Origin of the sequence: Hyphomonas beringensis, from assembly GCF_000682755.1 — a bacterium.
In the GTDB taxonomy this organism is placed as follows: Bacteria; Pseudomonadota; Alphaproteobacteria; order Caulobacterales; family Hyphomonadaceae; genus Hyphomonas; species Hyphomonas beringensis.
In genome coordinates, this window is record NZ_AWFF01000030.1 from 35,056 (window position 1) to 57,892 (window position 22,837).

Sequence of the window (22,837 nt, forward strand, 5' to 3'; positions counted from 1 at the left end):
CCCTGTCAGTTATCGCCCAGAAGCGCAGCACGCCATAGGGCACACTTCTGTTGAAACCGCATGGCCGCATAGGCTGGGCTGGTGGACGGCACGGCAAGTGCCTGCGCCGATGGCGGCAGATGATCACGCGCAAAGCGGTCAAAACTCTTGGCAGCCTTTCCGCCATTCAGCGCGACACGGCGAATATTTGGATGCCTGAAAAAAAAGCCAGAAAAGTCATTCGGCACTTCGGCCTTGATATTGGAATCGAGACTACCTTCTCGTTTGCAGAACTGAAGCACATCCCACACGGCGACACCTTGAGTCTTGAGGATCTGCGCACGCGTCTCATAGGGCTTGTCCGGGCCCGCGCCAAACAATTCCCCCATGATGGGCCAGAATGCATTGCGGGGATGGGCATAGTATTGCCCTGCCTCAAGGGAGGCGACGCCAGGCATGCTACCAAGAATAAGAATTCTCGCATCAGGGGCCGCGATCGGATCAAAGCTCTGAATGATCATTCGGGCCCTGCTCCGGCAATCAGATTCAGGGGCCTCAGGCGTCTACAGCCGGCACAATCGTGACGCTTTCACCGCATCCGCAGGCATCTGTCTGGTTCGGGTTCCGAAACACAAATTTCTCGTGCAGCGGAGTGACTTCATAATCGACTTCACTGCCCAGCAGAAACAGGACGGCTTTGGCATCTATCAGGATGGTCACGCCATTGTCTTCCACCACCTCATCCAGAGTTTCCGGCGCGGTGGCGTAATCCATGACATATTCCATGCCAGCACAGCCGCCATTCTTCACGCCAACGCGCAAATAGCCGGCGCCTTTTTCCTGCATGATCTCCTTAACGCGCTCTGCAGCGGCGTCAGTGAGCTTTACGGGTTTGGGTCTCGGTCTTCTGGCCATACTGACTAGATAGGAAGGATAGGGTTCAGGTTCAATTAAAGCATGTTCAGCGCAAGACGCGCTTCATCGGACATACGGGACGGATCCCAAGGCGGATCGAAGGTAAGGTGTACCTCGACATCCTTGATGCCCTCTACAGTTCGCGCGGCCGTCTCCACCCAGCCCGGCATATCGCCCGCCACCGGGCATCCTGGAGCCGTGAGGGTCATTTCCACGTCCACTTTGCGGTCATCATCAATGTCGACTTTATAGATCAGGCCCAATTCATAGATATCGACCGGGATTTCCGGGTCGAATACCGTCTTGAATGCCTCGATCAGCGCATCGGTGATCTTGTTCAGCTCATCCTGCGGAATCGCCGAAGGCGCCGCATCCTCTGAAACATCGACCATGTCGCGAGATGTCATATCATCTGCCATGGTGCCCTCTATACCAGCATTTCCCGGGCCTTGGCGAGCGCTTCAATGAAAGCGTCCACTTCGGCCTCAGTGTTGTAGATTGCGAAACTTGCCCGCGCCGTGGCGCTGACGCCCAGATGCTCCATCAGTGGCTGGGCACAGTGGTGGCCCGCGCGGATGGCAACGCCATAGCGATCCAGAATTTGCGCCAGATCGTGTGGATGGGCCCCTTGCAGGCTAAATGTAAGTACAGCGCCTTTGTCTGGTGTCGTGCCGTGAACCGTCATGCCATTCACGCCGCGCAGCCCGTCATAGGCACGATTATAAAGCGCCACTTCATGCGCTTCGATTTCCGCATGATCAAACGCCTTGATCCATTTCAGCGCGACCCCCAGGCCGATAGCCTCCAGAATAGGCGGCGTGCCAGCTTCGAATTTATGCGGCGCAGTATTGTATGTGACGCGATCACGGGTCACGACTTCGATCATCTCGCCGCCGCCCTGATAGGGGCGCGCGCGATCCAGCGCTTCGGCCGTGCCGTACAGCACGCCAATGCCGCTGGGGCCGTAGAGCTTGTGGCCGGTCATAACGTACCAGTCGACGCCCAGCGCCTGCACATCAACCGGAATGTGTACGGCGGCCTGGCTGCCATCTGCCAACACCTGAGCGTCAGCATCGTGGGCCAATTGGCAAATCTTCGCCATCTCAGTGACGGTGCCCAGTACGTTACTCATATGTGTGATGGCAACCATACGGGTCTTCGGCCCGATAGCCTCGGCCAGCTCTTCCATATTGAGCGAGCCGTCCTCGTGGAGGCCGACCCATTTCAGTACAGCGCCATGCCGTTCGCGCAGGAAATGCCACGGAACAATGTTCGAGTGGTGCTCCATAATGGAGAGCACAATCTCGTCCCCTGGACGGATCTCACCTGCCAGTGCTGACGCAACAAGATTTATGCCTTCGGTCGAGCCTTTGGTGAAAACAATATTATCCGTAGACGCAGCATTCAGATACGCACGGCACGTTTCGCGGGCCGCCTCATACGCTTCAGTCGTTTCATTCGACAGCGTATGAATGCCCCGGTGGACATTGGCGTAGGCTGTACGGGACTGATTGGCGATTGCATCAATCACCGCATTTGGCTTCTGCGCACTCGCGGCATTATCCAGATAGACCAGCGGCTTGCCGTTCACCTCACGCGACAGGATCGGAAACTCTGCCCGAATGGCGTCTATGTCCAGCGCCCTACTCATGACTCGGCCAACCAGTTGCTGGCTTCATCACGCAAAATATCTTTCAGATCCCCCGCCGTTTCCACAGCTTCGGCGATGAAGGCTTCGGTCAACAGGGCCCGTGCGGCGCGTTCCGGAATGCCGCGCTGACGCATGTAAAACAGCTGGTTCGCATCCAGCGCGCCGCACGTATTACCGTGTGCGCATTCCACATCGTCGGCATAAATCTCAAGCTCTGGCTTGGCAAACACAACCGCGCCTTCTTCCAGCAGCAAGGCTTTATGCTGCATGTCGGCATCGGTGTATTGCCCGGCTGTACGGGGCACATGGAATTTGCCCTGGAAGACACCCGTGCCGCCATCAAGCACAGCGCCCTTGGTCATCTGCCGCGTAATACAGGACGGCGCACCGTGGCGCACATGCGTCGTAATATCAGCATGCAGACCTTTTCCAACAAGGTACGCAGCATTCATGATTGCCTTGGCTCCGGCTTCCTTGTGGACAAGGCGCGTTTCCAACCGGGCCAGTTTTGCACCAAAAGCCAAACTGGTCTGCGTGTACTCAGACGCGCCTTCCAACTGAACAAGCGCAGTCGCCGCCATTGTCTCCTGGTCTGCGCCGCGTTGATAAACCGTCCGGTTTAGCTTCGCATCGCCCTGGAGACTATATTCGAACACGGAAGACAGGAACCCAGCGCCCCCGAGATAGCTTTCCGAAACAGAAAGTTCAGCGCCGGGCCGCACAACGATTGTCACGCGGGCAAAGCTCGCTTCACCTTCGCCGCCGAACGCAAAGTGAAGGCGTGGCAGATCAGCTGCCGTCACTTCAATCATCAGCGTTCCTGGACGCGTCTTGGAGCCTGCAAGTGCTGCAGCGAGCGCGCCGAGCGGCACATCCTCAGCAGAGCCAAGCGCTTGTGGCTCAGGCTTTACAAACAGGTGGATGCCTTCCGGCAGATCCTTGGGATATTCAAACCCATCCGGCGAAAAACGGAAGCATAATGCGTCATCAGATGCCAGCGGGTCAGAGGCGCTCTGGCTAGCTGGACGATCAAGCGCGCTCAGCGCGGCTTTGAAATCCGTCCACTTCCACGCTTCCATACGCCGCGTGGGCAGGCCGGTTTGCGCAAACGCTTCGAACAGCCGCTCGCGCCGCGGATCTTCCGGCTGCATGCCATACCGGGCAATCAGCTCAAGCTCTGCGGTATTCGGGTTGGAGATGAGGTCGCGAAGAGCTGTGGTCACGCCACTTCTCCCAGAACTCCATCATAACCTTCTTTTTCCAGACGATGCGCCAATTCAGGTCCGCCGGTCGCGATGATGCGGCCCTTGGCCAGCACATGCACCTTGTCAGGCTGGATATGATCCAAAAGGCGCTGATAGTGCGTGATCACCAGCATGCCGCGATCGGGTGAGCGCATGGCGTTCACCCCATCAGAGACAGTCTTCAAAGCGTCGATATCAAGGCCAGAATCCGTCTCGTCGAGGATCAGGAATTTCGGCTCCAGCATCATCATCTGATAGATTTCGAGCCGCTTCTTCTCGCCGCCGGAAAAGCCGACATTCAGCGGACGCTTCAGCATGTCGGCGTCCAGTTTCAGCTTCTGGCCAAGTTCGCGGGATTTCTTGATGAAATCAGGCGCAGAAATCTCGTCTTCACCGCGCGCCTTGCGCTGCGAGTTCATCGCCGCACGTACAAAGGTCATCACCGGCACGCCAGGAATCTCGACAGGATACTGGAAGGACAGGAACAGGCCCTTCGCGGCACGCTCTTCCGGATCCATGCCCAGAATGTCTTCGCCGTTCAGAGTCGCAGAGCCGCCCGTGACCTCATAGCCATCACGGCCCGTCAGGACATAGGACAGGGTCGATTTACCGGCGCCGTTAGGCCCCATGATGGCATGGACTTCCCCAGCAGGCACTTCCAGGTCGAGACCATTGATAATGGTTTTGGCCTCGTCTTCTTCGCCGACAGTCGCGGTCAGATTCTCAATCTTCAACATGGTGCGCATGTAAGCGGGCATGAGGCCCGGGAAAAGCCCCTGATGCAGGAAAAGGTTGGTTTAGGTGAATGCTGTAGGCCGGGTTCAGGCGTCACGCTGGGCCAACATGTCGGCTTCGCGCACTGAGAGGGTTTCCGTCCACAGGGTCAAACGGGTGCACAGCCCGGCCTCATTCAGTTCCGCCTTCAAGATGCCGTCAGCTCTCCATGGCTCGTCCAGGGCAATGATTGTACCGCCTTGAGACCAGTGCGCCCAGCCATCTCCAATCCGCTTGATCTCGAAAACACCGCGCTCCAGTCGGCTCCACGATGCCTCATATTCGCGACAAATCGCATCTCGTCCCTCAAGAGCGCGGTCAAACGGGGTTTTCAGAAAGTGCGCGGAAACGGAGAACACTTTTGCCAGCTGATCCGCATTCCTGGCCTCAACAGCCCGAGAATAGGCGTCTAACCATGTCTGGAAAGCGTCTGGATCAACCAACGCTACCCTCCAGACTGACCTTCAGAAGGCTCTGGGCTTCCACGGCGAACTCCATGGGCAGCTCCTGCAGAACCTCACGCACAAAGCCGTTAACAAGCAAGGCAACCGCCTCTTCCTCTGCAATGCCGCGCTGGCGCACATAGAAAAGCTGATCATCTGACAGCTTGGTTGTCGTCGCCTCATGCTCCAACTGGGCATCGGCCCGGCGGTTTTCGACATAGGGCACCGTATGCGCGCCGCAGCGGTCACCAATCAGCAGGCTGTCGCACTGGGTGAAGTTCCGGGCCTTGTCGGCCTTTTTGTTCACCGAGACGAGGCCGCGATAGGTATTGTTGGATTTGCCAGCCGAAATGCCCTTGGAGATGATCCGGCTGCGCGTGCGCTTGCCAAGGTGGATCATCTTGGTGCCTGTATCAGCCTGCTGGCGGCCATTGGTGACGGCGATGGAGTAGAACTCACCCACGCTGTCATCGCCGCGCAAAATGCAGGACGGATACTTCCAGGTCACGGCTGAGCCAGTCTCGACTTGTGTCCAGCTGATCTTGGAACGGTCCCCGCGGCAGTCGCCGCGCTTCGTCACGAAATTGTAGATTCCGCCCTTGCCGTCTTCATCGCCTGGCCACCAGTTCTGGACCGTGGAGTATTTGATCTCGGCATCTTCCAGCGCAACCAGCTCCACCACAGCGGCATGCAGCTGGTTCTCGTCACGCATCGGCGCCGTGCAGCCTTCAAGATAAGAGACATAGGCCCCCTCGTCGCACACGATGAGCGTCCGCTCGAACTGGCCGGTATTCTCGGCGTTCATGCGGAAATAGGTCGATAGCTCCATCGGGCAGCGCACGCCTTTGGGCACATAGACAAACGTTCCGTCAGAGAAGACGGCGCTGTTCAGCGTCGCGAAGAAATTGTCGGATTGCGGCACCACCGTGCCCAGATACTTCTTCACCAGATCCGGATACTCATGCACGGCTTCGGAAATCGACATGAAGATCACGCCAGCCTTTTCCAGCTCCTTCCGGAACGTGGTCGCGACCGATACGGAATCGAACACGGCATCGACGGCTACACGCGGCGTCTCCCGGGCCGTCGCGGCAGTTTCCGCTGCGCCCTCGACGCCCAGCAGAACCTCGGCCTCGCGAAGCGGGATGCCCAGCTTCTCATAGGTTTCGAGGATTTCCTTCGGTACGTCATCGATCGACTCATACTTCGCGCCCGTTTTCGGGGCCGCGTAGTAGTAATAATCCTGATAATTGATCTCTGGATAGCTCACCATCGCCCAGGTCGGCTCTTCCATGGTCAGCCAGCGCTTGTACGCAGCCAGGCGCCATTCGAGCAGCCATTCGGGCTCATTCTTCTTCGCGGAAATGAAACGGATCGTGTCCTCTGACAGGCCCTTGGGCGCCATGTCCATTTCGATGTCGGTGGAAAAGCCCGCCGAATAGTTTTCAGACTGCAGGCGCTTTGCCGCCTCGACAGTGCCCGCGTCGATGCTGTCCTTCACCTTTACATCGGTGCAGTCGTCTTCATGTTCGTCGATGCCGCCGCAGCAATCCATACCAAGTCTTTCTTCTCAATCAGGTCTGGGAGCAATATCCCGGCAACCAGGTCAGGCTTTTTCCTTCAGCACTGTGCGTTTGGCCGCCTGTAACCACGCATCTGCCACGCCTTTAAAGTCTTCCGGCGTGCTATTCCATCCAAAGCTGGTGCGGATTGCAGATTCCGCAAGGGCATCAGATGCGCCCATGGCCAGCAATACGAGCGAGCGCTTCACCTTTCCAGACGAACATGCAGACCCGGCTGAAATACAGACGCCAGCCAGATCCATGGCCATCACCTGCGTTTCGGCCGCAAAGCCAGGCAAGGCGAAATTGGATGTACCAGCCAGACGGTCTGCGCCCTTGCCCATGACTGTCACGCCTGCCACTTCTTCCAGTCGGCGCTCCATCTCGTCACGATGTGTCGATAGTTTAGCATATTTTGGCATGTCGCGCAGGGCCGCTTCGATTGCGGCATGAAATCCGGCAAACGCCGCTACGTTTTCCGTGCCTGAGCGCAGGCCGCGCTCCTGACCGCCGCCCTGCTGAACCGCCTTCAATGGCGCGCCTGCCCGGTGCCACAAGGCGCCCGCGCCCTGCGGCCCGCCAATCTTGTGCGCGGACAGGCTGAGATAATCGACGCCCAGCATGGCCACATTGACCGGGATCTTGCCGAGCCCCTGAACTGCATCACAGACGGTCAGCCCTTCGGCCTCGCGCACCAGGGCCGCCGCCTCAGCCACTGGCTGGATCACGCCTGTCTCATTATTCGCCAGCATCAGGCACAGGACCGGAACGCCCTTGGCGTCATGGTCCCAATCCGACAGGCGCGCGGTGAGATCCTCAAGATCAATAATGCCTTCCGGCGTGACATAGGCTGTTTCGACACGTGCGCCTGAGAAAGCCGCCGCCTTCGCAATCGCCTCATGTTCAATCGCCGAGACCAAAAAGGTACATTTGCCTTCCAATGCCGCCACGATTCCGTGAATGGCCAGATTGTCAGCCTCCGTGCCGCCACTGGTCAGCACCACGTCTTCCGCGCGGCTACCAATGGCCCCGCCAATGGCCGCACGTGCTTTTTCCAATACAGCGCGCGCTGCCCGTCCGGCCGTGTGGACCGATGACGGGTTGGTCGCTCCCATGTCCCAAACAGCCTGCATGGCATCACGGGCTTCGGGCCTCAGAGGAGAGGTTGCATTGTGGTCTGCATAGATCATGTAATGAATATACGTACTTCCGGCGTTTTTTGCAGGTGCAGAAAAATTTGCTTTTCATACAGCAAATGGCTTATGACCGCGCCCTTCCCCCGTGACCAGCGAGTATAACATGGCAGAACTCATAATTCCTGGCCCACAGGGCCGCATTGAAGCACGCTACACTGAGCCGCCTTATGAAGGCGCGCCCATTGCTCTGATCCTGCATCCTCACCCGAAAGCAGGCGGTACCATGCAGGATCCGATCACGATCATGCTGTATCAGATGTTCGAGAGACACGGCTTCGGCGTCCTGCGGTACAATTCTCGCGGCGTCGGCCGCAGCCAGGGCCAATACGACCAGGGCGTAGGTGAGCTGGAAGATGCCGCCTATGTGCTCGATTATGTCGAGAACCTGTCTGAAAGCCCCCGCTTTGTTTGGTGCGCCGGGTACAGCTTCGGAGCCTGGATCACGCTTCAGCTGCTGATGCGTCGCCCCGAGATCGACGGCTTCCTGGCAGTCTCCCCGCCGGCCAACCATTATGACCTGTCCTTCCTGGCACCCTGTCCGGCCTCAGGCCTGATCGTCTCTGGCGACTCCGACTCGATCTCCTCACCTGAAGATGTTGAGCGCGCGCTGACCAAGGTTCGCGTTCAGAAGGGTGAACAGATTGACCGCGCCCGCATCAAAGGGGCCAACCACTTCTATCAGGACAAACGCGAAGAGCTGATCGGCCTTTGCGAGGAATACCTTCTGCAGCGTCTGGCAGATGCCGAAGAAAAGCTGCGGCTGGAAGCTGAAAAAGACTAATCCAGCAATATGCCGCCTGTCAGCGGAGCCGGAACGCCCGTCGTATCCGGCCAGCTGATGGGCAGGCCCTTTGCGGTTCGCGCTGCCAGATAGGCAAACGCCTCCGCCTCAATCGAATCCCCGCGCCAGCCAACCTCTTCTGCCGTCAGGACGGGACACGCCATTGCTGCGCGCAGGAAAGCCATAAGTGTCGGATTATGCCGCCCTCCGCCACAGGCGATTACGCGCCGGGGGTATTCGGCCAGTTGCGAGAGACCCGCTGCAACAGCCCGCGCAGAGAATGCTGTCAGCGTCGCTGCACCATCCTCCAGAGACAGGCCACGCACCATTTCAGCGCTGAAATCATAACGGTCCAGAGATTTCGGAGGTGGCTGGCGGAACCAGTCACGTTCAAGCAAGCCGGCAAGCAAGCCCTCATCAACCTGCCCCGCCGCAGCAAGCCTGCCATCGACATCATGCGTGCCCTGCCTGTGAGCCTCCACCCACTCATCAACTGGGCCGTTGGCTGGTCCGGTATCGAAGGCAACCAGCGTTCCGTCTGAAGTGCGCACCGTGATGTTGGCAACGCCCCCCAGATTCAGCACGCAGGACGTTTCATCCCCGAGCCGGCGCAACAGCGCAGCATGGTAGGCTGGCGCTAAGGGCGCACCTTGCCCGCCTTGGGAAACGTCATGCGTCCTGAAATCATAAGCGAGCGGCACCCCTAGAGCGCGGTGCATCGCGGGCCCATCAATCAGCTGAAGCGTCTCACCCTTCTGGCTATCTTTAGGTGCCCTGTGCAAAACCGTCTGACCGTGCACGCCAGCAAGGGCAGGCCGAGGTCCGTCCCATGCGTCGAGCAGCGCCTGCCAGGTCTCCTGGTGGGTTGAGGTGATGACAGTGCGAGCCTGCGCAAAAAGGGCCGCGGGTGGCTCGCCTGTCCAGTTCCAGGCGCGGGCGGCCTCTGTTGCCTGCTGCAGAATAAGGCGCTCTTCCGGCAGATATTTACGCTCGGCCGTCGCGCCAAAATCCAGCACATTCTCGCCATCCGTCAGGATCAAGGCGGCATCAACGGCATCCAGGGAAGTGCCGGACATAAAGCCTGCGACCCATTGGTATTCAGATTTTTCACTCACAGAGTTCAAGATCACCTCTTTCCATGGTACGCGCGGCTTCCTCACGGAGACACGAGAAAATGAGCGAATACAAGTCGGAATTCCTGAAGACCCTCTCAGACCGGGGTTACATCAAGCAAGTCACGCATCCAAAGGAACTGGATACGTATTGCGACCAAGGGACTCCGATTGGTTATATCGGCTTCGACGCGACGGCGGATAGCCTTCACGTCGGCTCCCTGTTGCAGATCATGATGCTGCGCCGCCTTCAGAAGGCTGGGGGCAAGCCGATCGTCCTGATGGGCGGCGGCACCACGAAAGTGGGCGACCCGACCGACAAGGAAAAGTCTCGCCCGCTGCTGACCAATGAGCAGATCGAAGCGAACATAGCCGGTATCAAGAAGGCATTCGAACCGTTCCTGAAGTTCGGCGACGGCCCGACGGATGCCATCATGGTCAATAATGACGACTGGCTGAGCAAGGTCGGCTATATCGACATGCTGCGCGAAGTGGGCGTGCACTTCACCATCAACACAATGGTGAAACAGGATACGGTTGCCCGCCGCCTCACCAATGAGCAGCCCTACACCTTCCTCGAATTCAACTACCTGTTGATGCAGTCCTATGACTACCTTGAACTGTTCCGTCGGCAGAATTGCCGCCTGCAGTTTGGCGGGTCTGACCAATGGGGCAACATCGTTGGCGGTGTTGACCTGGTCCACAAGGCCGATGGCGGCGAAGTGTACGGTCTCACGGCGCACCTCATCACGACGGCATCTGGCGGAAAGATGGGCAAGACAGCGGATGGCGCTGTCTGGCTGAATGCTGACCGCAAGAGCCCGTATGAGTACTGGCAGTTCTGGCGCAATACCGAAGACGCGGACGTAGGCCGCTTCTTGCGCCTGTTCACCGAGCTGCCCCTCGACGAGATCGCCCGCCTCGAATCTCTCGAAGGCGCAGAGATCAATCAGGCGAAGGTTACGCTGGCCAATGAGGCAACCACGCTGCTGCATGGCGAGGCCGCCGCGAAGGAAGCTGAAGCAGCGGCCTCAGCGGTTTTCGCGCAAGGAGGCTCGGCTGAAGCACTGCCAACCGTCGAAGTCACCAAAGAAGAGATTGTAGGCGGCATGCTGGTCGCAGCAGCCTTCATGGCCGCCGGCCTGACCGAGTCCAATGGCGAGGCCCGCAGACTGATCAAGCAAGGCGCCGCCAAGGTGAATGATGTTCAGGTCAAAGACCAGAATGCCGCTTTGTCAGCAGATGATATCGTCGACGGTACGATTAAGCTATCGGCCGGCAAGAAGCGTCACGCCCTGGTGAAAGCAGTCTAGAATTCCTCTTCAGGAATAGGCGGCAGTTCGGACGGGATCGGCTCATCTTCGGGCCGAGGCTTGGCCTCTGGAATGGATGTATCCGCCGGGTTTTCAAACACTCGGCGGATAACCCCAGGCGCCAGGGCGGATAGCGGGTTCACGGACACGTTCGCTTTTTCAAGGCTTCCCCGCACGCTGTAGGTCAGCGAAAAAACACCTTCGCCATCGCGGCCAACAACAAGGTCCCCGATGATCGGAATGCTACCGAGTGCGGAGTTCATCCCGAAGCTGGGCACGAGAACGCCATCCACGCTGATCTCATTTGTCCCGGACTCAAGAAATCCGTTCACGGTCAAACCCAGCGCCGGCCCCTGGGCCTTGCCGCCTGTCACGACATAGCGGTCCGCTGCCAGCGTCAGCGGAATATCTATGCGTGAGAAGAGCACGCCTTCGCCGCCAAGGGTGTCCGCCAGACCACGCAGGGAAGCCAGGGAAAGTATCTGCGTGAGAACAGGCGCATTCCGTACCCTGCCATTCGTAATGACAATCTCAAACTTTGAGGCCTGGCCTTTTGGCGCAAGCTTTCCATCCACCTCAAGCTTGCCACCTTCCAGAAAGTCCAGACCGAGAAAGGCGCTGGCCAGAAACCCCGCATCGCCACTCACGACGTGAATATCTGTGCCGTCAGTTCCCGTGCCATCAAGGTTCACTTCGAACGGAGAGCCATCATCGGTGGCCCCATTGGCAGCAAAGCGCTGCATCCCTGCAGATGTTGAATACCATGACGCGGTGGCACCGCGAACATTCAATCCCGGCCCAAGGGTCAGCGTATCCAGATTGGCATCCACCCGCAGCGGCGTTCCATTATCGGAGTCAGCGTTCTCAATCGCACCGAGACCAGGAAGCGCGCCCGTAAGGTCCAGATATGTCCCCTCCAGACCAACGACGAGATTACCATCATCCCCCCTGCGCACATCTCCTTTTACGTCAGCCGTATCGGCCAGATAGGCGCGCCGCACGTCTGCAGAGATCAGGCGGGAATCCTTGCCCAGCGCAAATGTGCCGTCAAAATAGGCCTCCGCACTGGTGAATAGCACATCAGATGAAAAACCGTCTTCCTTGTTCGAATAGACGACAGACACCTTGCCGCTGTCTCCCGCAGGCTTGATCCAGCCCAATTCAGACAAATCAATGCGCGCCTCAGTCAGATCTGCTGAGATCGTCGCGAGAGACACAGACTCATCTGCGATAGAGGCCTGGATTTCTGCCGGAACTTCTCCGGTCAGATATGCCCTGCCCGGCAAACCAAACCGGTTCAGCACATCCGCTGTTATGATCGCACTCGCGGTGAGCGCAGAGGGTTGATCATCATCATTGAACCCATCCCGCCAAGTATATTGGACTGGTGCAGGGCCGAGTTCTCCGAAACCGGAAATCATGATCCCATCCTGATCGACATTGATCTTGGAGGACGCTTCTTTCAAATTCAGACCCAGAGCAGCATTCTTCAGGCCGCCATTCTCCAGAGTGCCAATGGCGGTGAAACGGACATCTTCATACGGAACATCGTCAAGCGCAGGACGGAACATCTCGAATGTCATTTCGGCATCTCCGCTTAGACGCTCGGCATCAAAATCAAGCTGCAGGCGAGATTCATTGAGAATGCGAATAATATTCTGAACAGGCCCCCTGCCTTTGGCAAATACCCGGAAGTCCTCTCCCTTGGGATTAAAGGCCGGAAAGTCGACCAGAGCCTCGTCGACATCCCAACCGCCATAGTCAGCTGAATCGACCGTCACACGAAAGCTGTTGCCCGTCAGACGTCCCTTGCCTGCAGCATTTTTCACAGCGGGCAAATCATCCAGAAAACGCACCTGCGCGCCCGTAACATTAAAGGTGAGGTTCAGATCCTCATCTCTGAGATACCCTTCGGCCAGACTGTCACGCTTGAGCTCGAGACGCCCCTTCAGGCCGGAGACATCTGCTGCTTCGATACGCTCGTCTGTGAAGTTGCGCGCGCCCGTACCCAGCCCGACAGGCCAGAGAGCCAGAACAGTATTCTTGGTGACAGCGCCTTCTGTTTCCAATTCGATCGTGCCCAGAATAGGCGGCTCATTCTCTTTCTTGTCCTTGGTCAGGGCAAGATCAAGGTCGGCCTTGAAGAGCGTTTCGCCATAACGAAAGGTCGCATGCGTCTTCTCAATGCGGCGCTCTGGCAGATCGATATGACCTTTGAAATTTACGGCTCCAAGCTGCAGGGCAGTTTCAAAGCCCGGAGTCAGATCAAGCACAAGATCCTTGCTCTGCATCTGGAAAGGCCTGGGTCCTGTGCCCTTCAGGGCGTCGTTCAGGCTGAGGGAAAGCTCTCCTGAGACCGGCCCCGCCTTTGTACTTGTCCCCACAAGATCCAGCTGGTCCTCTCCGGCCTTGTAAGTCAGCGTGACATCCAGGTCGGAAACATCCCGCGCTTCGCCGCCAAAAGGTATTTTTCCTTCCGCCAGATGCGCCTTGAGAGCCACCTGTTCGACACCGGCACTTGCCGATGTATCAAACTCAACGGAGACATCGGCCGGCAGGCCGGTCAGGTTTTCCCCGCCGACACCAAAACGGCTTGCAAGGTCTGCAAGCGGCCAGTCTGCTACAGCGAACTCGGCAGACATGCGCTGGCTGAGATCGCTCGTGCGGATGTCCATTGCCACTCCGCCAGGCAGGCCTTCGCCAACACCGCTTCCGGAAACCGACAGGCTGAGGCCATCCTCATCCCTGGACATCAGCCCCCGGGAATCGATCAGCTGCATGACAGGCGCACCTTGAGCGTCCTTCACCCGGATTTCAAAATTCTCGAAAGACACCCGTTCGAGGCTGAACTCTTGCTGTGCTTGCTGAAGGGCCGTCAGCACTTGTGGAAGCACGGTGTTGGCGCGATCCAGCCATTCTGAAGGATTTTGTGGCAAGGTGCCTTCCGGCAGCTCTGGCAGAGGATCTCCGCCAACGCGCCACGTACCGTCTGCTGTCTCGTCAACATTGACCCAGCCATCCTGCATCGCCAACCCGAGAACCTCGACATCCCCGAAGACGAGTGCAGAGCCAGCCAGAACGATTCTGGCGCGCTTGGCCTCGGCGGCCACGTTGCCATCATCATCCATCAGGCGAAGATCATTACCTGTCACCAGAACCCGGCGATCCTTGGTGGACCATTCAAGATAGACATCATCGAGGGTAACAGGCCGGCCATTCCTGGCACTGGAAATCGCTTTCTCGATATCATCCCGAAACATTTCGAGTTTGATCGGGCCGCTTGAGAGCCGGAAGACCAGAATTCCCGCGAGAACAATAGCCAGTAGAATCAAGCCGCCCAGAATCTCGAGAACGATGAGTGAGGCTTTCTTACGGACCAAATCTCGGCTCCGGTCTGGTGAGGGAGGTTACTTGAACCACGAACAACGGCTTACTAGCGATATATGCAACTGAATCTGAGCGTACCATAGGAGGAATACATGGCAGACACACTTGAGGCAGGCGACAAGGCACCGGACTTCTCCATGCCGTCCACATCAGGCCCGGTTAAGCTGAGGGATTTCAAAGGCAATTATCTGGTCCTGTACTTCTACCCAAAGGACAATACCCCGGGCTGCACGAATGAAGCGAAGGACTTCACTGCCCTCGCAGACGCATTTGAGGCAAAGGGTGCAAAAATTGTAGGCGTCTCTCGTGACAGTCTCAAAAAGCATGAAAATTTTGCTGCGAAGCACGAACTCAAAGTCATCTTGGCCAGCGACGAGACGGGCGCCGTAACCGAAACCTATGGCACCTGGGTCGAGAAGAAATTGTACGGACGCACATATATGGGAATTGCTCGCGAAACCTTCCTGATAGATCCGAAGGGAACAATCATTAAAGTTTGGAAAAAAGTCCGCGTGAAGGGTCATGCAGAGGACGTTTTTGACTCCATACCGGAGTGATCAATTTCCATTAAATATAAGGTCTAAGGCGAAATAATTTAATATTAATGGGAGGTTTACCCTATGAGGCGAAAATTAGCACAAATTATGCTCCTTAGGGGTTTCGTCTCGAAGTGATTAAGGTATGTATATTAGCAACGGGTTTGGGAACTTGCTGTAAAGACTGTTGCAGTAGGCGGTGTGATTCCAGTCGACGGGTGGCGTGAATGGCGAAATGGAGTGCGAACCTCAAGGCGACGTTCGATCGCGCATTTCCGGAACGGCAAATATATCATCGTAGTGGCGGCACAGTCCGTTACATTTCCATTTCTCCTTGGCAGCAGGCCATTTTCGCACTGGGTGCGGCAGCCGTTGCCGGGTGGACAATCTTCCTGACAGGTTCATTTGCGCTGGGCGGATCGTCCGGTGCGCTGACAGGCAATCCCGATGATCGCGAGTTGGCCAAGTATGAGCGCTGGGTGCAGGAACTTCGCGCCAAGGACGCGCTGTCCCGGTCTCTCCTTGAAGAGCGCACTGACGCCTTCCAGAAGGAAACTGCCGAGTGGGAAGATCGCCAGAAAGCTCTGGAAGATCTGTTTGAACAGCTTAAGGGCGAAGAAGATCTGGAAGTATCCGCCCTGAAGGGTGATGGTTCAAACCTGCTCGTCCAAGCATCTATCGAGGAGGCTGATACACGTCAGTCCCGCGACAGTTTCCGTATGACCGCCTCATTGGATACAAGCGGCACACGTGTCAGCGTCCGCAACCTGAAATACAATCAGGAGCGTATGCTGAACGAAGCAGAAGAAATGGCCATTGATCGCGCAGAACGTGCGCGCAGCGTTATCCAGCTGACCTCCGTAGGCAGTGACCGTATTCTCTCCGGCACGGAAATGGGCGGTCCGCTTGTCTCCATGGCCAATCTGACTTCCGGCGCGAATGGTGTTTCCGATCAAAGCGCCGCATTCTATCAGCGACTTGCCGAAACGCAGGCGCGGGTCGCTGAAATGCAGTATTATGAGCAAATTCTTGAAAGTCTGCCGATCAATCGGCCAGTCGGTGTACCATACCGTCTGACCAGTGATTATGGCGTCCGGGTCGATCCTTTTACGAAACGCCCCGGCTGGCATAATGGGCTTGATCTGGCAGCTTACCGTAACGCACCCATCGTGGCCTCCGGGCCGGGTGTTGTGAGCTATGCTGGGGCACGCTCAGGGTACGGGCGTCTGGTGGAAATCGACCATGGGCATGGATTCAAGTCCCGCTATGGCCACTTGCGCTCCATTACGGTAAAAAAAGGGGACATCGTTAATGTCGGTGACCTTGTGGGGAAGATGGGCACGACTGGGCGAAGCACCGGCGACCACCTTCATTTCGAAGTGTGGTTCAACGGCAAACCATATGATCCTATTAAATTCTTGAAAGCAGGCCGTCATGTTCACCAAAAGTAATAAATCCTCAGCCTCGACCCCACCGCAGGCCGAACCCATGAAAGCTGCTCCCGCGCAGGATGCCATTCGTGGCGCCTCCTCCAAACCCGCAGCTCGCGCAGCATCCATCATTTGCGCCGACATGAAGATCAATGGCTCTGTCAGCTCTGAAGGCGCGCTTCAGATTGACGGCGTGGTGGACGGCGACGTCACCGCAACCGACATCACCATCGGTGCCAGTGGCCACATTACCGGCGAAGTGAAAGCCGAAGTGGTCAAGGTCAAAGGCCGCATCAAAGGTTCCATCCGCGCTCGCAAGGTCGAGCTGGAAACCGGCGCGCACGTTAAAGGCGACATCGTTCACTCTTCCCTGCAGATCCAGTCCAATGCTGTATTTGAAGGCCAGGTGAAGCACGCGGAAGATCCGCTGAAGGACACAGCGCCTCGCGCCGCAGCCGAAAGCAGACCATCTGCCAGCGTTACGCCGCCGGCGGCAAATGCGAACTTCGGTATTTCGCCGAACGCTTCCTAGTTCATTCCTCATTCGGGAATACTGGCAGCGGCTTCTTCGGAGGCCGCTGTTTTTCCATTCGGAACAAAGCCTTGCCTTCGCTAGACTTGCTAGCTGTGCACCGGCTGTCTAGGGTCCGCCCCAAACAGAAACAAGTTTGAGGTGTCTCATGCGCGGTTGGTTACTTGCACTTTGCCTGGTTGTATCTTCGGGTCAGGCATTCGCCCAGGATGCTCCGAAGGATAGTAAGGAAGCTGCAGAAATTCCGGAGCCGAGTGTCTTTGCATCGGAACACTCTCTGCGCCTCAACGGAGCCAACATCAAATATAAGACTGTCGCAAGCGAGACCTATCTGCGCGACGACAAGGATGAGCCGACCGCCTCCATCTTCTCCGTTTCATATGTCCGCGACGGATTGAGCGATGCCACAAAACGCCCCGTAACCTTCGTATTCAATGGCGGCCCAGGCTCTGCTTCACTCTGGCTTCATATGGGGGCTTTCGGTCCGAAACAGGTTATCACACCGTCGGACGCAAAAGGCGTCGGCGCGCCGCCCTATACGATCCGCGATAATCAGAACTCCCTGCTCGATGTCACAGACCTCGTCTTCATTGATCCCGTTGGCACCGGCTATTCCCGTCCGCTGGGCGATACCGAAGGCAAGGAATTTTACGGCGTGAATGAGGATGCAGAGAGCATCGCCGAATTCATCCGCCTTTGGCTGACAGAGAATGGTCGCTGGAACAGCCCGAAATTTCTGGCTGGCGAAAGCTATGGCACAACGCGCGCTGCGGCCCTGACGGAAAAGCTTCAAGGCGGCTGGAATGGCATCGGCCTGAACGGCGTGATCCTGATCTCCGCGATCCTGGACTTCCAGACTGCGCGTTTCGCGCCGGCGAACGATACTGCACACCTCGCCTTCTTTCCTACAGAAGCTGCGATCGCCTGGTATCACGGCAAGGCAGACAAGGCGAAATGGAACAATGACTTTGCCGCATTCGTCTCCGATGCGCGTACCTATGCCATCGAAACGCTGGCCCCTGCCCTGATCCGCGGCTCTACCCTGTCCGATGCTGAGGAAACTCAAATCGCCAATGAGATGAGCGCCTATCTTGGCGTCTCGGCTGAGTGGATCAAGCTGGCCAATCTGCGTGTGGAACCGACACGCTTCCGCAAGGAATTGCTGCGCCGCGAAGGCTACACGGTCGGTCGCTTCGACGGACGCTATAAAGGCATCGATAGCGAAGGCACCAGCGACATGCCGGAAAACGATCCGTCTGGATACGGAATGGATGTCGCCTATGTGGCGGCCATCAATGACTATCTGACGCGTGAGCTGAAAGTTGATTTCACACGGCCTTACAAGGTTCTGACAGGAGAGCCGGGATCACAGTGGAATTGGGACATGAACAATCGCGGCTGGCCATCCTATGTCAACGTCACGCCATGGCTGGGCAAAGGCATGCGGGAAAACCCTGATCTGAAGGTCCTGCTGGCTGCAGGCTGGTATGATCTGGCGACACCATTCTTTGGCGCAGAGATGTCCCTTTACAAGAATGGCGTTGTATTGGACCGCGTCCAGTTCGATTATTACGATGCGGGCCACATGATGTATCTGAAGGAAAAGGACGGCGAGAAGCTGTCTCAGGATGTGCGCGACTTTATCGAAGCCGCGCACTGATAAAAATCTCTAAGACTATACCTTGCGAACGAGGGCCGTGTTCATGCGCGCGCCCTCGACAATGACGGCTTCACCTTCGCTGATGGTGGAGCCGTCTGACACCTCAGCCCCCCAAACCGTATCGCCAATTTTGACACGGCCGCTACCGGCTGCGGAGAAGTCGCCGGTCGCAATGCCACGCTGACCTACCAGGCTGGCCATACGCTTATTGAGCGTAGGATGCTCTTCGCCGCTGTTGCGCATGCCTGAAAGAACTGTGCGGCCCAAAACAACCAGCGCGAAGGCGGCCACCCCGAATACGATAAGCTGCCCCTGCCAGGTCGACAGGTTATCTGGCGCAAAATAGGCAAAGGCCGCCGTCAACCAGGCTGCAATGGAGACCATCAGCAGGTCGAACGTGCCGGTCATCATCTCGATACCGAACAGCAGCAGACCAATCGCCAGCCAGTGCCAGAATGTCAGCTCAGTGAAGATCTGTTCCATGTATCAGTCCTCCTTCTTCTTGGCGTCCGTCAGTCCCTTGATGCCTTCGATTGTGCCGATGATGCTGGAGAACTCCGCCGGAATAATGACCGTCTTCTGCTGGTTGGAGGATGCCAGTTTCTCAAAGGCCTGCACATAGGCCTGGCCGAGGAAGTAGTTGATGGCGTTTACGTCACCGGCCGCGATGGCTTGGCTGACCATTTCGGTTGCCTTCGCTTCGGCTTCGGCTTCGCGCTCGCGTGCTTCAGCATCACGGAAAGCGGCTTCCCGGCGCCCTTCGGCCTCCAGAATTTGTGCTTGTTTTTGGCCTTCAGCCTTCAGAATGGCGGACTGCTTGTCGCCTTCTGCGGTGAGGATTTCCGCACGCTTCAGGCGCTCTGCCTTCATCTGGCGGGCCATGGCCTCGGTGATATCAGCAGGCGGGCTGAGATCCGCGATCTCTATACGGGTGACCTTTACACCCCACGGATTGGTCGCGGCATCAATGACTGTCAGGAGGCGCGCATTGATATCGTCCCGGTTCGACAGCACTTCGTCCAGATCCATTGAACCGACAACCGTACGGATGTTCGTCAGTGCCAGATTGGTAATGGCATGATGCAAATTGTTGACCTCATAGGCCGCAGAAACGGCATCCACGACCTGGATGAAGACCACGGCATCACAGGAAACCATGGCGTTGTCCTTGGTGATCACCTCCTGCTGGGGCACATCCAGAACTGTCTCCATCATGTTCATCTTGCGGCCAACCCGGTCAAAGAACGGCGTGATGATGGACATGCCCGGCCCGAGCGTGCGCGTGTATCTTCCGAAGCGCTCAACCGTATAGTTATATCCTTGGGGCACAAATTTGAACGCCGACGTCAGGCCGATCAGACCGACAACAGCAACCAGAATAACGACAGCAAAAATCGGGTCCACGTGCCCTCTCCTTTATTATTACCTGTATTTAAGGTGGGGAGAGTTTTCCGTTATTCAATAAAAATTGGGCGAAAAAAGGGTGCGCCCGGCCCCACCAGACGCACCCTTTATGTCTCACTTTGCTTAAAAAAGCTCGCGGGAATTAGAGCTGATTCAACATGTAGTCCGCGCTGGAAACCTTGAACTCACCGCCGTCTTCGACATTGAGCTCAGAAACCACGCCATCTTTCACGATCATGGAATAACGCTGGGAGCGCTGACCCATGCCAAAGCCGCTCGCATCCAGTTCCAGGCCAACAGCCTTCGCAAAGGCGCCATTGCCATCGGCCAGCATGCGCACGCTTTCATTTGCGTCAGCATCCTTGCCCCATGCGCCCATGACGAACACGTCATTCACGGACGTACAGACAATATCGTCCACGCCTTTGGCTTTCAGATCACCCGCCTTGTCGACAAAGCCCGGCAGGTGACGCGCCGAACAGGTTGGCGTGTAGGCGCCAGGAACAGCAAACAGCGCAACGGTCTTGCCGCCGAACACATCCGCCGTCGTTCGGGGTTGAGGGCCATCTTCCGTCATCTCCATGAAGGTAGCCTCGGGAAGCTTGTCACCGACCTTGATGCTCATATCTTTCTCTCCTTGATTATCGTGCCGTTGAGATAGGTGTTCCGCCGTCATGCGACAAGCGCGCTATCCCTTGCCAATAGTCTGGATTTGCCTCAGCATCATCGCATAAAGGTATACGGACGTATGGATGTTGACCTGACAGGAAAAGTATTGATTGCCTTGCCAGGCATCGGAGATCCGAGGTTTGCCCGGTCTGTCATCCTGCTATGCGCCCATTCCCCCGAATTCGCGATGGGCATCGTTCTCAACAATCCCATGGTCGGCTTGAAACTGCCCCAGCTACTCGAGCAGCTGGATGTACCTGTGGAGATCGACGTATCCGATTCCTACGTGCTGGATGGCGGCCCGGTCAGCAGTGATCGCGGCTTCGTGCTTCATACCGAAGACGTGATGAGCGAAGGCGCAACGCTGGAGGTCAATGAGGACCTCTGCATGACCGCGACACGAGACATTCTACACGCCATTGCTTCTGAGGCAGCGCCACGCCGCTCTGTGCTCGCTCTGGGCTATTCAGGCTGGGGCGCAGGACAATTGGAATATGAACTGGCAGAAAATGCCTGGCTCGTTGCCGATCCTGACCCTGAACTGGTGTTTGGAGAGGACCATGAAGAGAAATGGCACAATGCCCTGAGCAGTCTGGGCGTGGATACGGGCCGTCTTCAGGTCGATCCCGGCCGCGCCTGATCAGCCCAGCAGAAACTTCATGGCCGCTTCTTCATCCATTGGCCGCGCGAACGCAAATCCTTGTGCGTAGTCAAAACCAAGGCTGCGAAGGCGGGCCGCATCTTCCTTGTTCTCGACGCCTTCTGCGGTCGTCGTCATCCCCAGACGGCTCGCCAGCAAGGTGATCGCCCCGAGGATCGTGTCAGTACGATATTGGCCCAGGCGACGAGTCAAACCGTGATCCACCTTCAGGCTATCTGCCGGAAAGTCCGCCAGCCAGGCGAAGGATGAGTGTCCGGTCCCGAAATCATCCAGAACAAGCCCGGCCCCTACAGCCTTCAATGCCATGACAGCGGCCAGGGCGTGGTTCTCATCGCGCAGCGCCGCCTGCTCCGTCAGCTCGATCCGGATGGCACGCTCAGGCAGGCCATAGCCATTCATCAAGGCTTCAACCAGCGCAGGCAAGGCACTTCTCGCCAGATCCCGCGCCGTCAAATTCACATGCATGAACAAATCATCGCGGCCCGAAGCTTCGCGCAGCTTGGACAGGGTTTCCGCGGACCGGATCAGCATGTTGGAGGCAAGTGCCTCGTCTTCATAGCGGCTGGGGGGCGATTTCACATCGCCATCATCCCAGCGCGCCAAAGCTTCGAAGCCGGCAATGCGGCCATTGGCCAACGATACAATCGGCTGGAAAACCGGATGCAAATCTGGCCCCGGTTTCAGGTCCGACGGGTCCATGTCCGAAAACTCAGAGCCGCTAAGCAACAGGCCATGCGCTTCTGCATCACCGATAAACGCCCCGACAAGATGAATATCTTCGCCGCGAGACAGGCGCAACGCGCATCTGACCGGGCCTTCATTATCCGCAAAGGCTTGCGCCAGACGCCCTCGGCTCAGGCCCTCGAACATCTGTTCAATGGCATCCAGCGTCCAGTCCCCGGCCAATTCCGACAAGGCGCTACCACTGCCCGTCTCAATGACCAGATGCCGTGTGGGCGCAAACCAGTGCCAGCTGCCTTGAGGCTGAGTTGTAGGGCCAAGAGTCATATAGCCATATCTATCGCTATGAATCCGGCCTGACGAGGGCGAAAAGGACATGATCGCGGCGTTCGCCTGCGATTTCGAGATAAGCCTTTGCATGTCCCTCTTCCTGAAATCCGTTTGTTTCCAATACTTTCCGGGAACGCAGGTTTGATGCCAGAATGCCCGCTTCTATGCGATAAAGTCCCAATTCACTGAAAGACCATTGGCAAACAGCCCCAACGCCTTCGGCCATATAGCCATGGCCCTGGAAGTCCTTCCCAAGCCAATAGCCCATGCTGGCCGCGCTTGCGGGCCATGGGCGAACATTGGTGAGGGAAATCCCGCCCACAAGGCGGTCATCCTTCAAACGCCGGATCAGGAAGACAAAAGCCCGGCCGGACTTCCAGCCATTTTTCCAGGCATGCGTGCGACGCGTCCAGTCTGCTCTGGAATTGGCATCCTTGGACCATAGCGGCTCCCAACGCTCCAGATGCTTGCGGCTGGATTTACGCAGTTCAGACCAGTCCTCAAAGTCAGATTTCCGCGCCGGCGTGATCACCAGGCGTTCTGATACAAGGACCGTATCCTTTCTTCTCGGAGGCAT

Annotated in this window: 23 protein-coding genes; 7 read left to right on the plus strand and 16 right to left on the minus strand. The window is 57.2% G+C overall.

The window, feature by feature from the left end:
• Nucleotides 1–5: 5 nt before the first annotated feature.
• From HY29_RS06025 to HY29_RS06065, 9 genes are all read right to left on the minus strand, one after another.
• On the minus strand, nt 6–500 hold the full coding sequence (locus HY29_RS06025; RefSeq protein ID WP_034794127.1) for a DNA-deoxyinosine glycosylase: 495 nt from the start codon (nt 498–500) through the stop codon (nt 6–8).
• Nucleotides 501–534: 34 nt separating this feature from the next.
• Nucleotides 535–894, minus strand: coding sequence for a HesB/IscA family protein (locus tag HY29_RS06030; protein ID WP_034794129.1), 360 nt, complete (start codon nt 892–894; stop codon nt 535–537).
• A 35-nt stretch (nt 895–929) separates the two neighbouring features.
• Nucleotides 930–1,313, minus strand: coding sequence for an SUF system Fe-S cluster assembly protein (locus HY29_RS06035; protein ID WP_034794131.1), 384 nt, complete (start codon nt 1,311–1,313; stop codon nt 930–932).
• Nucleotides 1,314–1,321: 8 nt separating this feature from the next.
• Nucleotides 1,322–2,545, minus strand: a complete 1,224-nt coding sequence (locus tag HY29_RS06040; RefSeq protein ID WP_034794133.1) for a cysteine desulfurase — start codon at nt 2,543–2,545, stop codon at nt 1,322–1,324.
• Nucleotides 2,542–3,768: a SufB/SufD family protein gene (locus HY29_RS06045; RefSeq protein WP_034794137.1), complete on the minus strand. Its 1,227-nt coding sequence runs from the start codon at nt 3,766–3,768 to the stop codon at nt 2,542–2,544. Before HY29_RS06045 ends, HY29_RS06040 begins: the two co-directional genes overlap by 4 nt.
• Entirely contained in the window at nt 3,765–4,526 is a 762-nt protein-coding gene (sufC, locus tag HY29_RS06050; RefSeq protein WP_034794283.1) for a Fe-S cluster assembly ATPase SufC, read from the minus strand. Before sufC ends, HY29_RS06045 begins: the two co-directional genes overlap by 4 nt.
• An 84-nt stretch (nt 4,527–4,610) precedes the next feature.
• Nucleotides 4,611–5,006 (minus strand): Cif family virulence factor, encoded by a 396-nt coding sequence (locus HY29_RS06055; RefSeq protein WP_034794140.1) that lies wholly within the window; start codon nt 5,004–5,006, stop codon nt 4,611–4,613.
• Nucleotides 4,999–6,561 carry a Fe-S cluster assembly protein SufB gene (gene sufB / locus HY29_RS06060; protein WP_051601195.1) on the minus strand — a complete coding sequence of 521 codons (1,563 nt, stop codon included), beginning with the start codon at nt 6,559–6,561 and terminating at the stop codon, nt 4,999–5,001. The genes HY29_RS06055 and sufB overlap by 8 nt, the downstream gene beginning before the upstream one ends.
• Nucleotides 6,562–6,612: 51 nt before the next feature.
• Nucleotides 6,613–7,758, minus strand: a complete 1,146-nt coding sequence (locus tag HY29_RS06065) for a cysteine desulfurase family protein (RefSeq protein WP_034794143.1) — start codon at nt 7,756–7,758, stop codon at nt 6,613–6,615.
• Nucleotides 7,759–7,867: 109 nt separating this feature from the next.
• On the opposite strand from HY29_RS06065, the gene HY29_RS06070 reads away from it, so the two are divergent.
• On the plus strand, nt 7,868–8,545 hold the full coding sequence (locus tag HY29_RS06070) for an alpha/beta hydrolase (protein ID WP_034794151.1): 678 nt from the start codon (nt 7,868–7,870) through the stop codon (nt 8,543–8,545).
• Here the strand turns inward: HY29_RS06070 and HY29_RS06075 are convergent.
• Nucleotides 8,542–9,705: an anhydro-N-acetylmuramic acid kinase gene (locus HY29_RS06075; RefSeq protein WP_081811256.1), complete on the minus strand. Its 1,164-nt coding sequence runs from the start codon at nt 9,703–9,705 to the stop codon at nt 8,542–8,544. The genes HY29_RS06070 and HY29_RS06075 overlap by 4 nt on opposite strands.
• A gap of 14 nt (nt 9,706–9,719) precedes the next feature.
• Here HY29_RS06075 and tyrS point away from each other — a divergent pair, with 14 nt between their 5' ends.
• A complete protein-coding gene (gene tyrS / locus HY29_RS06080) occupies nt 9,720–10,970 on the plus strand; it encodes a tyrosine--tRNA ligase (protein ID WP_034794152.1) in 1,251 nt (416 codons plus the stop codon).
• Here the strand turns inward: tyrS and HY29_RS06085 are convergent.
• On the minus strand, nt 10,967–14,350 hold the full coding sequence (locus HY29_RS06085; protein ID WP_034794153.1) for a YhdP family protein: 3,384 nt from the start codon (nt 14,348–14,350) through the stop codon (nt 10,967–10,969). The two genes, tyrS and HY29_RS06085, sit on opposite strands and share 4 nt — an antisense overlap.
• Nucleotides 14,351–14,449: 99 nt before the next feature.
• On the opposite strand from HY29_RS06085, the gene HY29_RS06090 reads away from it, so the two are divergent.
• The 4 genes from HY29_RS06090 (at nt 14,450) to HY29_RS06105 (ending at nt 18,515) form a co-directional block, all read left to right on the plus strand.
• Nucleotides 14,450–14,914 (plus strand): peroxiredoxin, encoded by a 465-nt coding sequence (locus tag HY29_RS06090; protein ID WP_034794154.1) that lies wholly within the window; start codon nt 14,450–14,452, stop codon nt 14,912–14,914.
• A 206-nt stretch (nt 14,915–15,120) separates the two neighbouring features.
• Nucleotides 15,121–16,344 (plus strand): peptidoglycan DD-metalloendopeptidase family protein, encoded by a 1,224-nt coding sequence (locus HY29_RS06095; protein WP_034794156.1) that lies wholly within the window; start codon nt 15,121–15,123, stop codon nt 16,342–16,344.
• A 37-nt stretch (nt 16,345–16,381) separates the two neighbouring features.
• On the plus strand, nt 16,382–16,855 hold the full coding sequence (locus HY29_RS06100) for a bactofilin family protein (RefSeq protein ID WP_241765145.1): 474 nt from the start codon (nt 16,382–16,384) through the stop codon (nt 16,853–16,855).
• A 148-nt stretch (nt 16,856–17,003) separates the two neighbouring features.
• On the plus strand, nt 17,004–18,515 hold the full coding sequence (locus HY29_RS06105; protein WP_051601196.1) for a S10 family peptidase: 1,512 nt from the start codon (nt 17,004–17,006) through the stop codon (nt 18,513–18,515).
• Between the two features lie 15 nt (nt 18,516–18,530).
• Here HY29_RS06105 and HY29_RS06110 read toward each other — a convergent pair whose 3' ends face one another.
• From HY29_RS06110 to HY29_RS06120, 3 genes are all read right to left on the minus strand, one after another.
• A complete protein-coding gene (locus tag HY29_RS06110) occupies nt 18,531–18,998 on the minus strand; it encodes an NfeD family protein (protein ID WP_034794162.1) in 468 nt (155 codons plus the stop codon).
• Nucleotides 18,999–19,001: 3 nt separating this feature from the next.
• The gene (locus HY29_RS06115) at nt 19,002–19,910 is read right to left on the minus strand and encodes an SPFH domain-containing protein (protein ID WP_422119919.1); all 909 of its coding nucleotides are present in this window, start codon (nt 19,908–19,910) and stop codon (nt 19,002–19,004) included.
• A gap of 151 nt (nt 19,911–20,061) precedes the next feature.
• On the minus strand, nt 20,062–20,544 hold the full coding sequence (locus tag HY29_RS06120) for a peroxiredoxin (RefSeq protein ID WP_034794164.1): 483 nt from the start codon (nt 20,542–20,544) through the stop codon (nt 20,062–20,064).
• Between the two features lie 123 nt (nt 20,545–20,667).
• On the opposite strand from HY29_RS06120, the gene HY29_RS06125 reads away from it, so the two are divergent.
• On the plus strand, nt 20,668–21,228 hold the full coding sequence (locus HY29_RS06125) for a YqgE/AlgH family protein (protein ID WP_034794166.1): 561 nt from the start codon (nt 20,668–20,670) through the stop codon (nt 21,226–21,228).
• Here the strand turns inward: HY29_RS06125 and HY29_RS06130 are convergent, their stop codons facing one another.
• Nucleotides 21,229–22,257, minus strand: coding sequence for an EAL domain-containing protein (locus tag HY29_RS06130; protein WP_051601198.1), 1,029 nt, complete (start codon nt 22,255–22,257; stop codon nt 21,229–21,231).
• Nucleotides 22,258–22,273: 16 nt separating this feature from the next.
• Complete coding sequence (locus HY29_RS06135; protein ID WP_034794167.1) at nt 22,274–22,837, minus strand: GNAT family N-acetyltransferase; 564 nt, start codon at nt 22,835–22,837, stop codon at nt 22,274–22,276.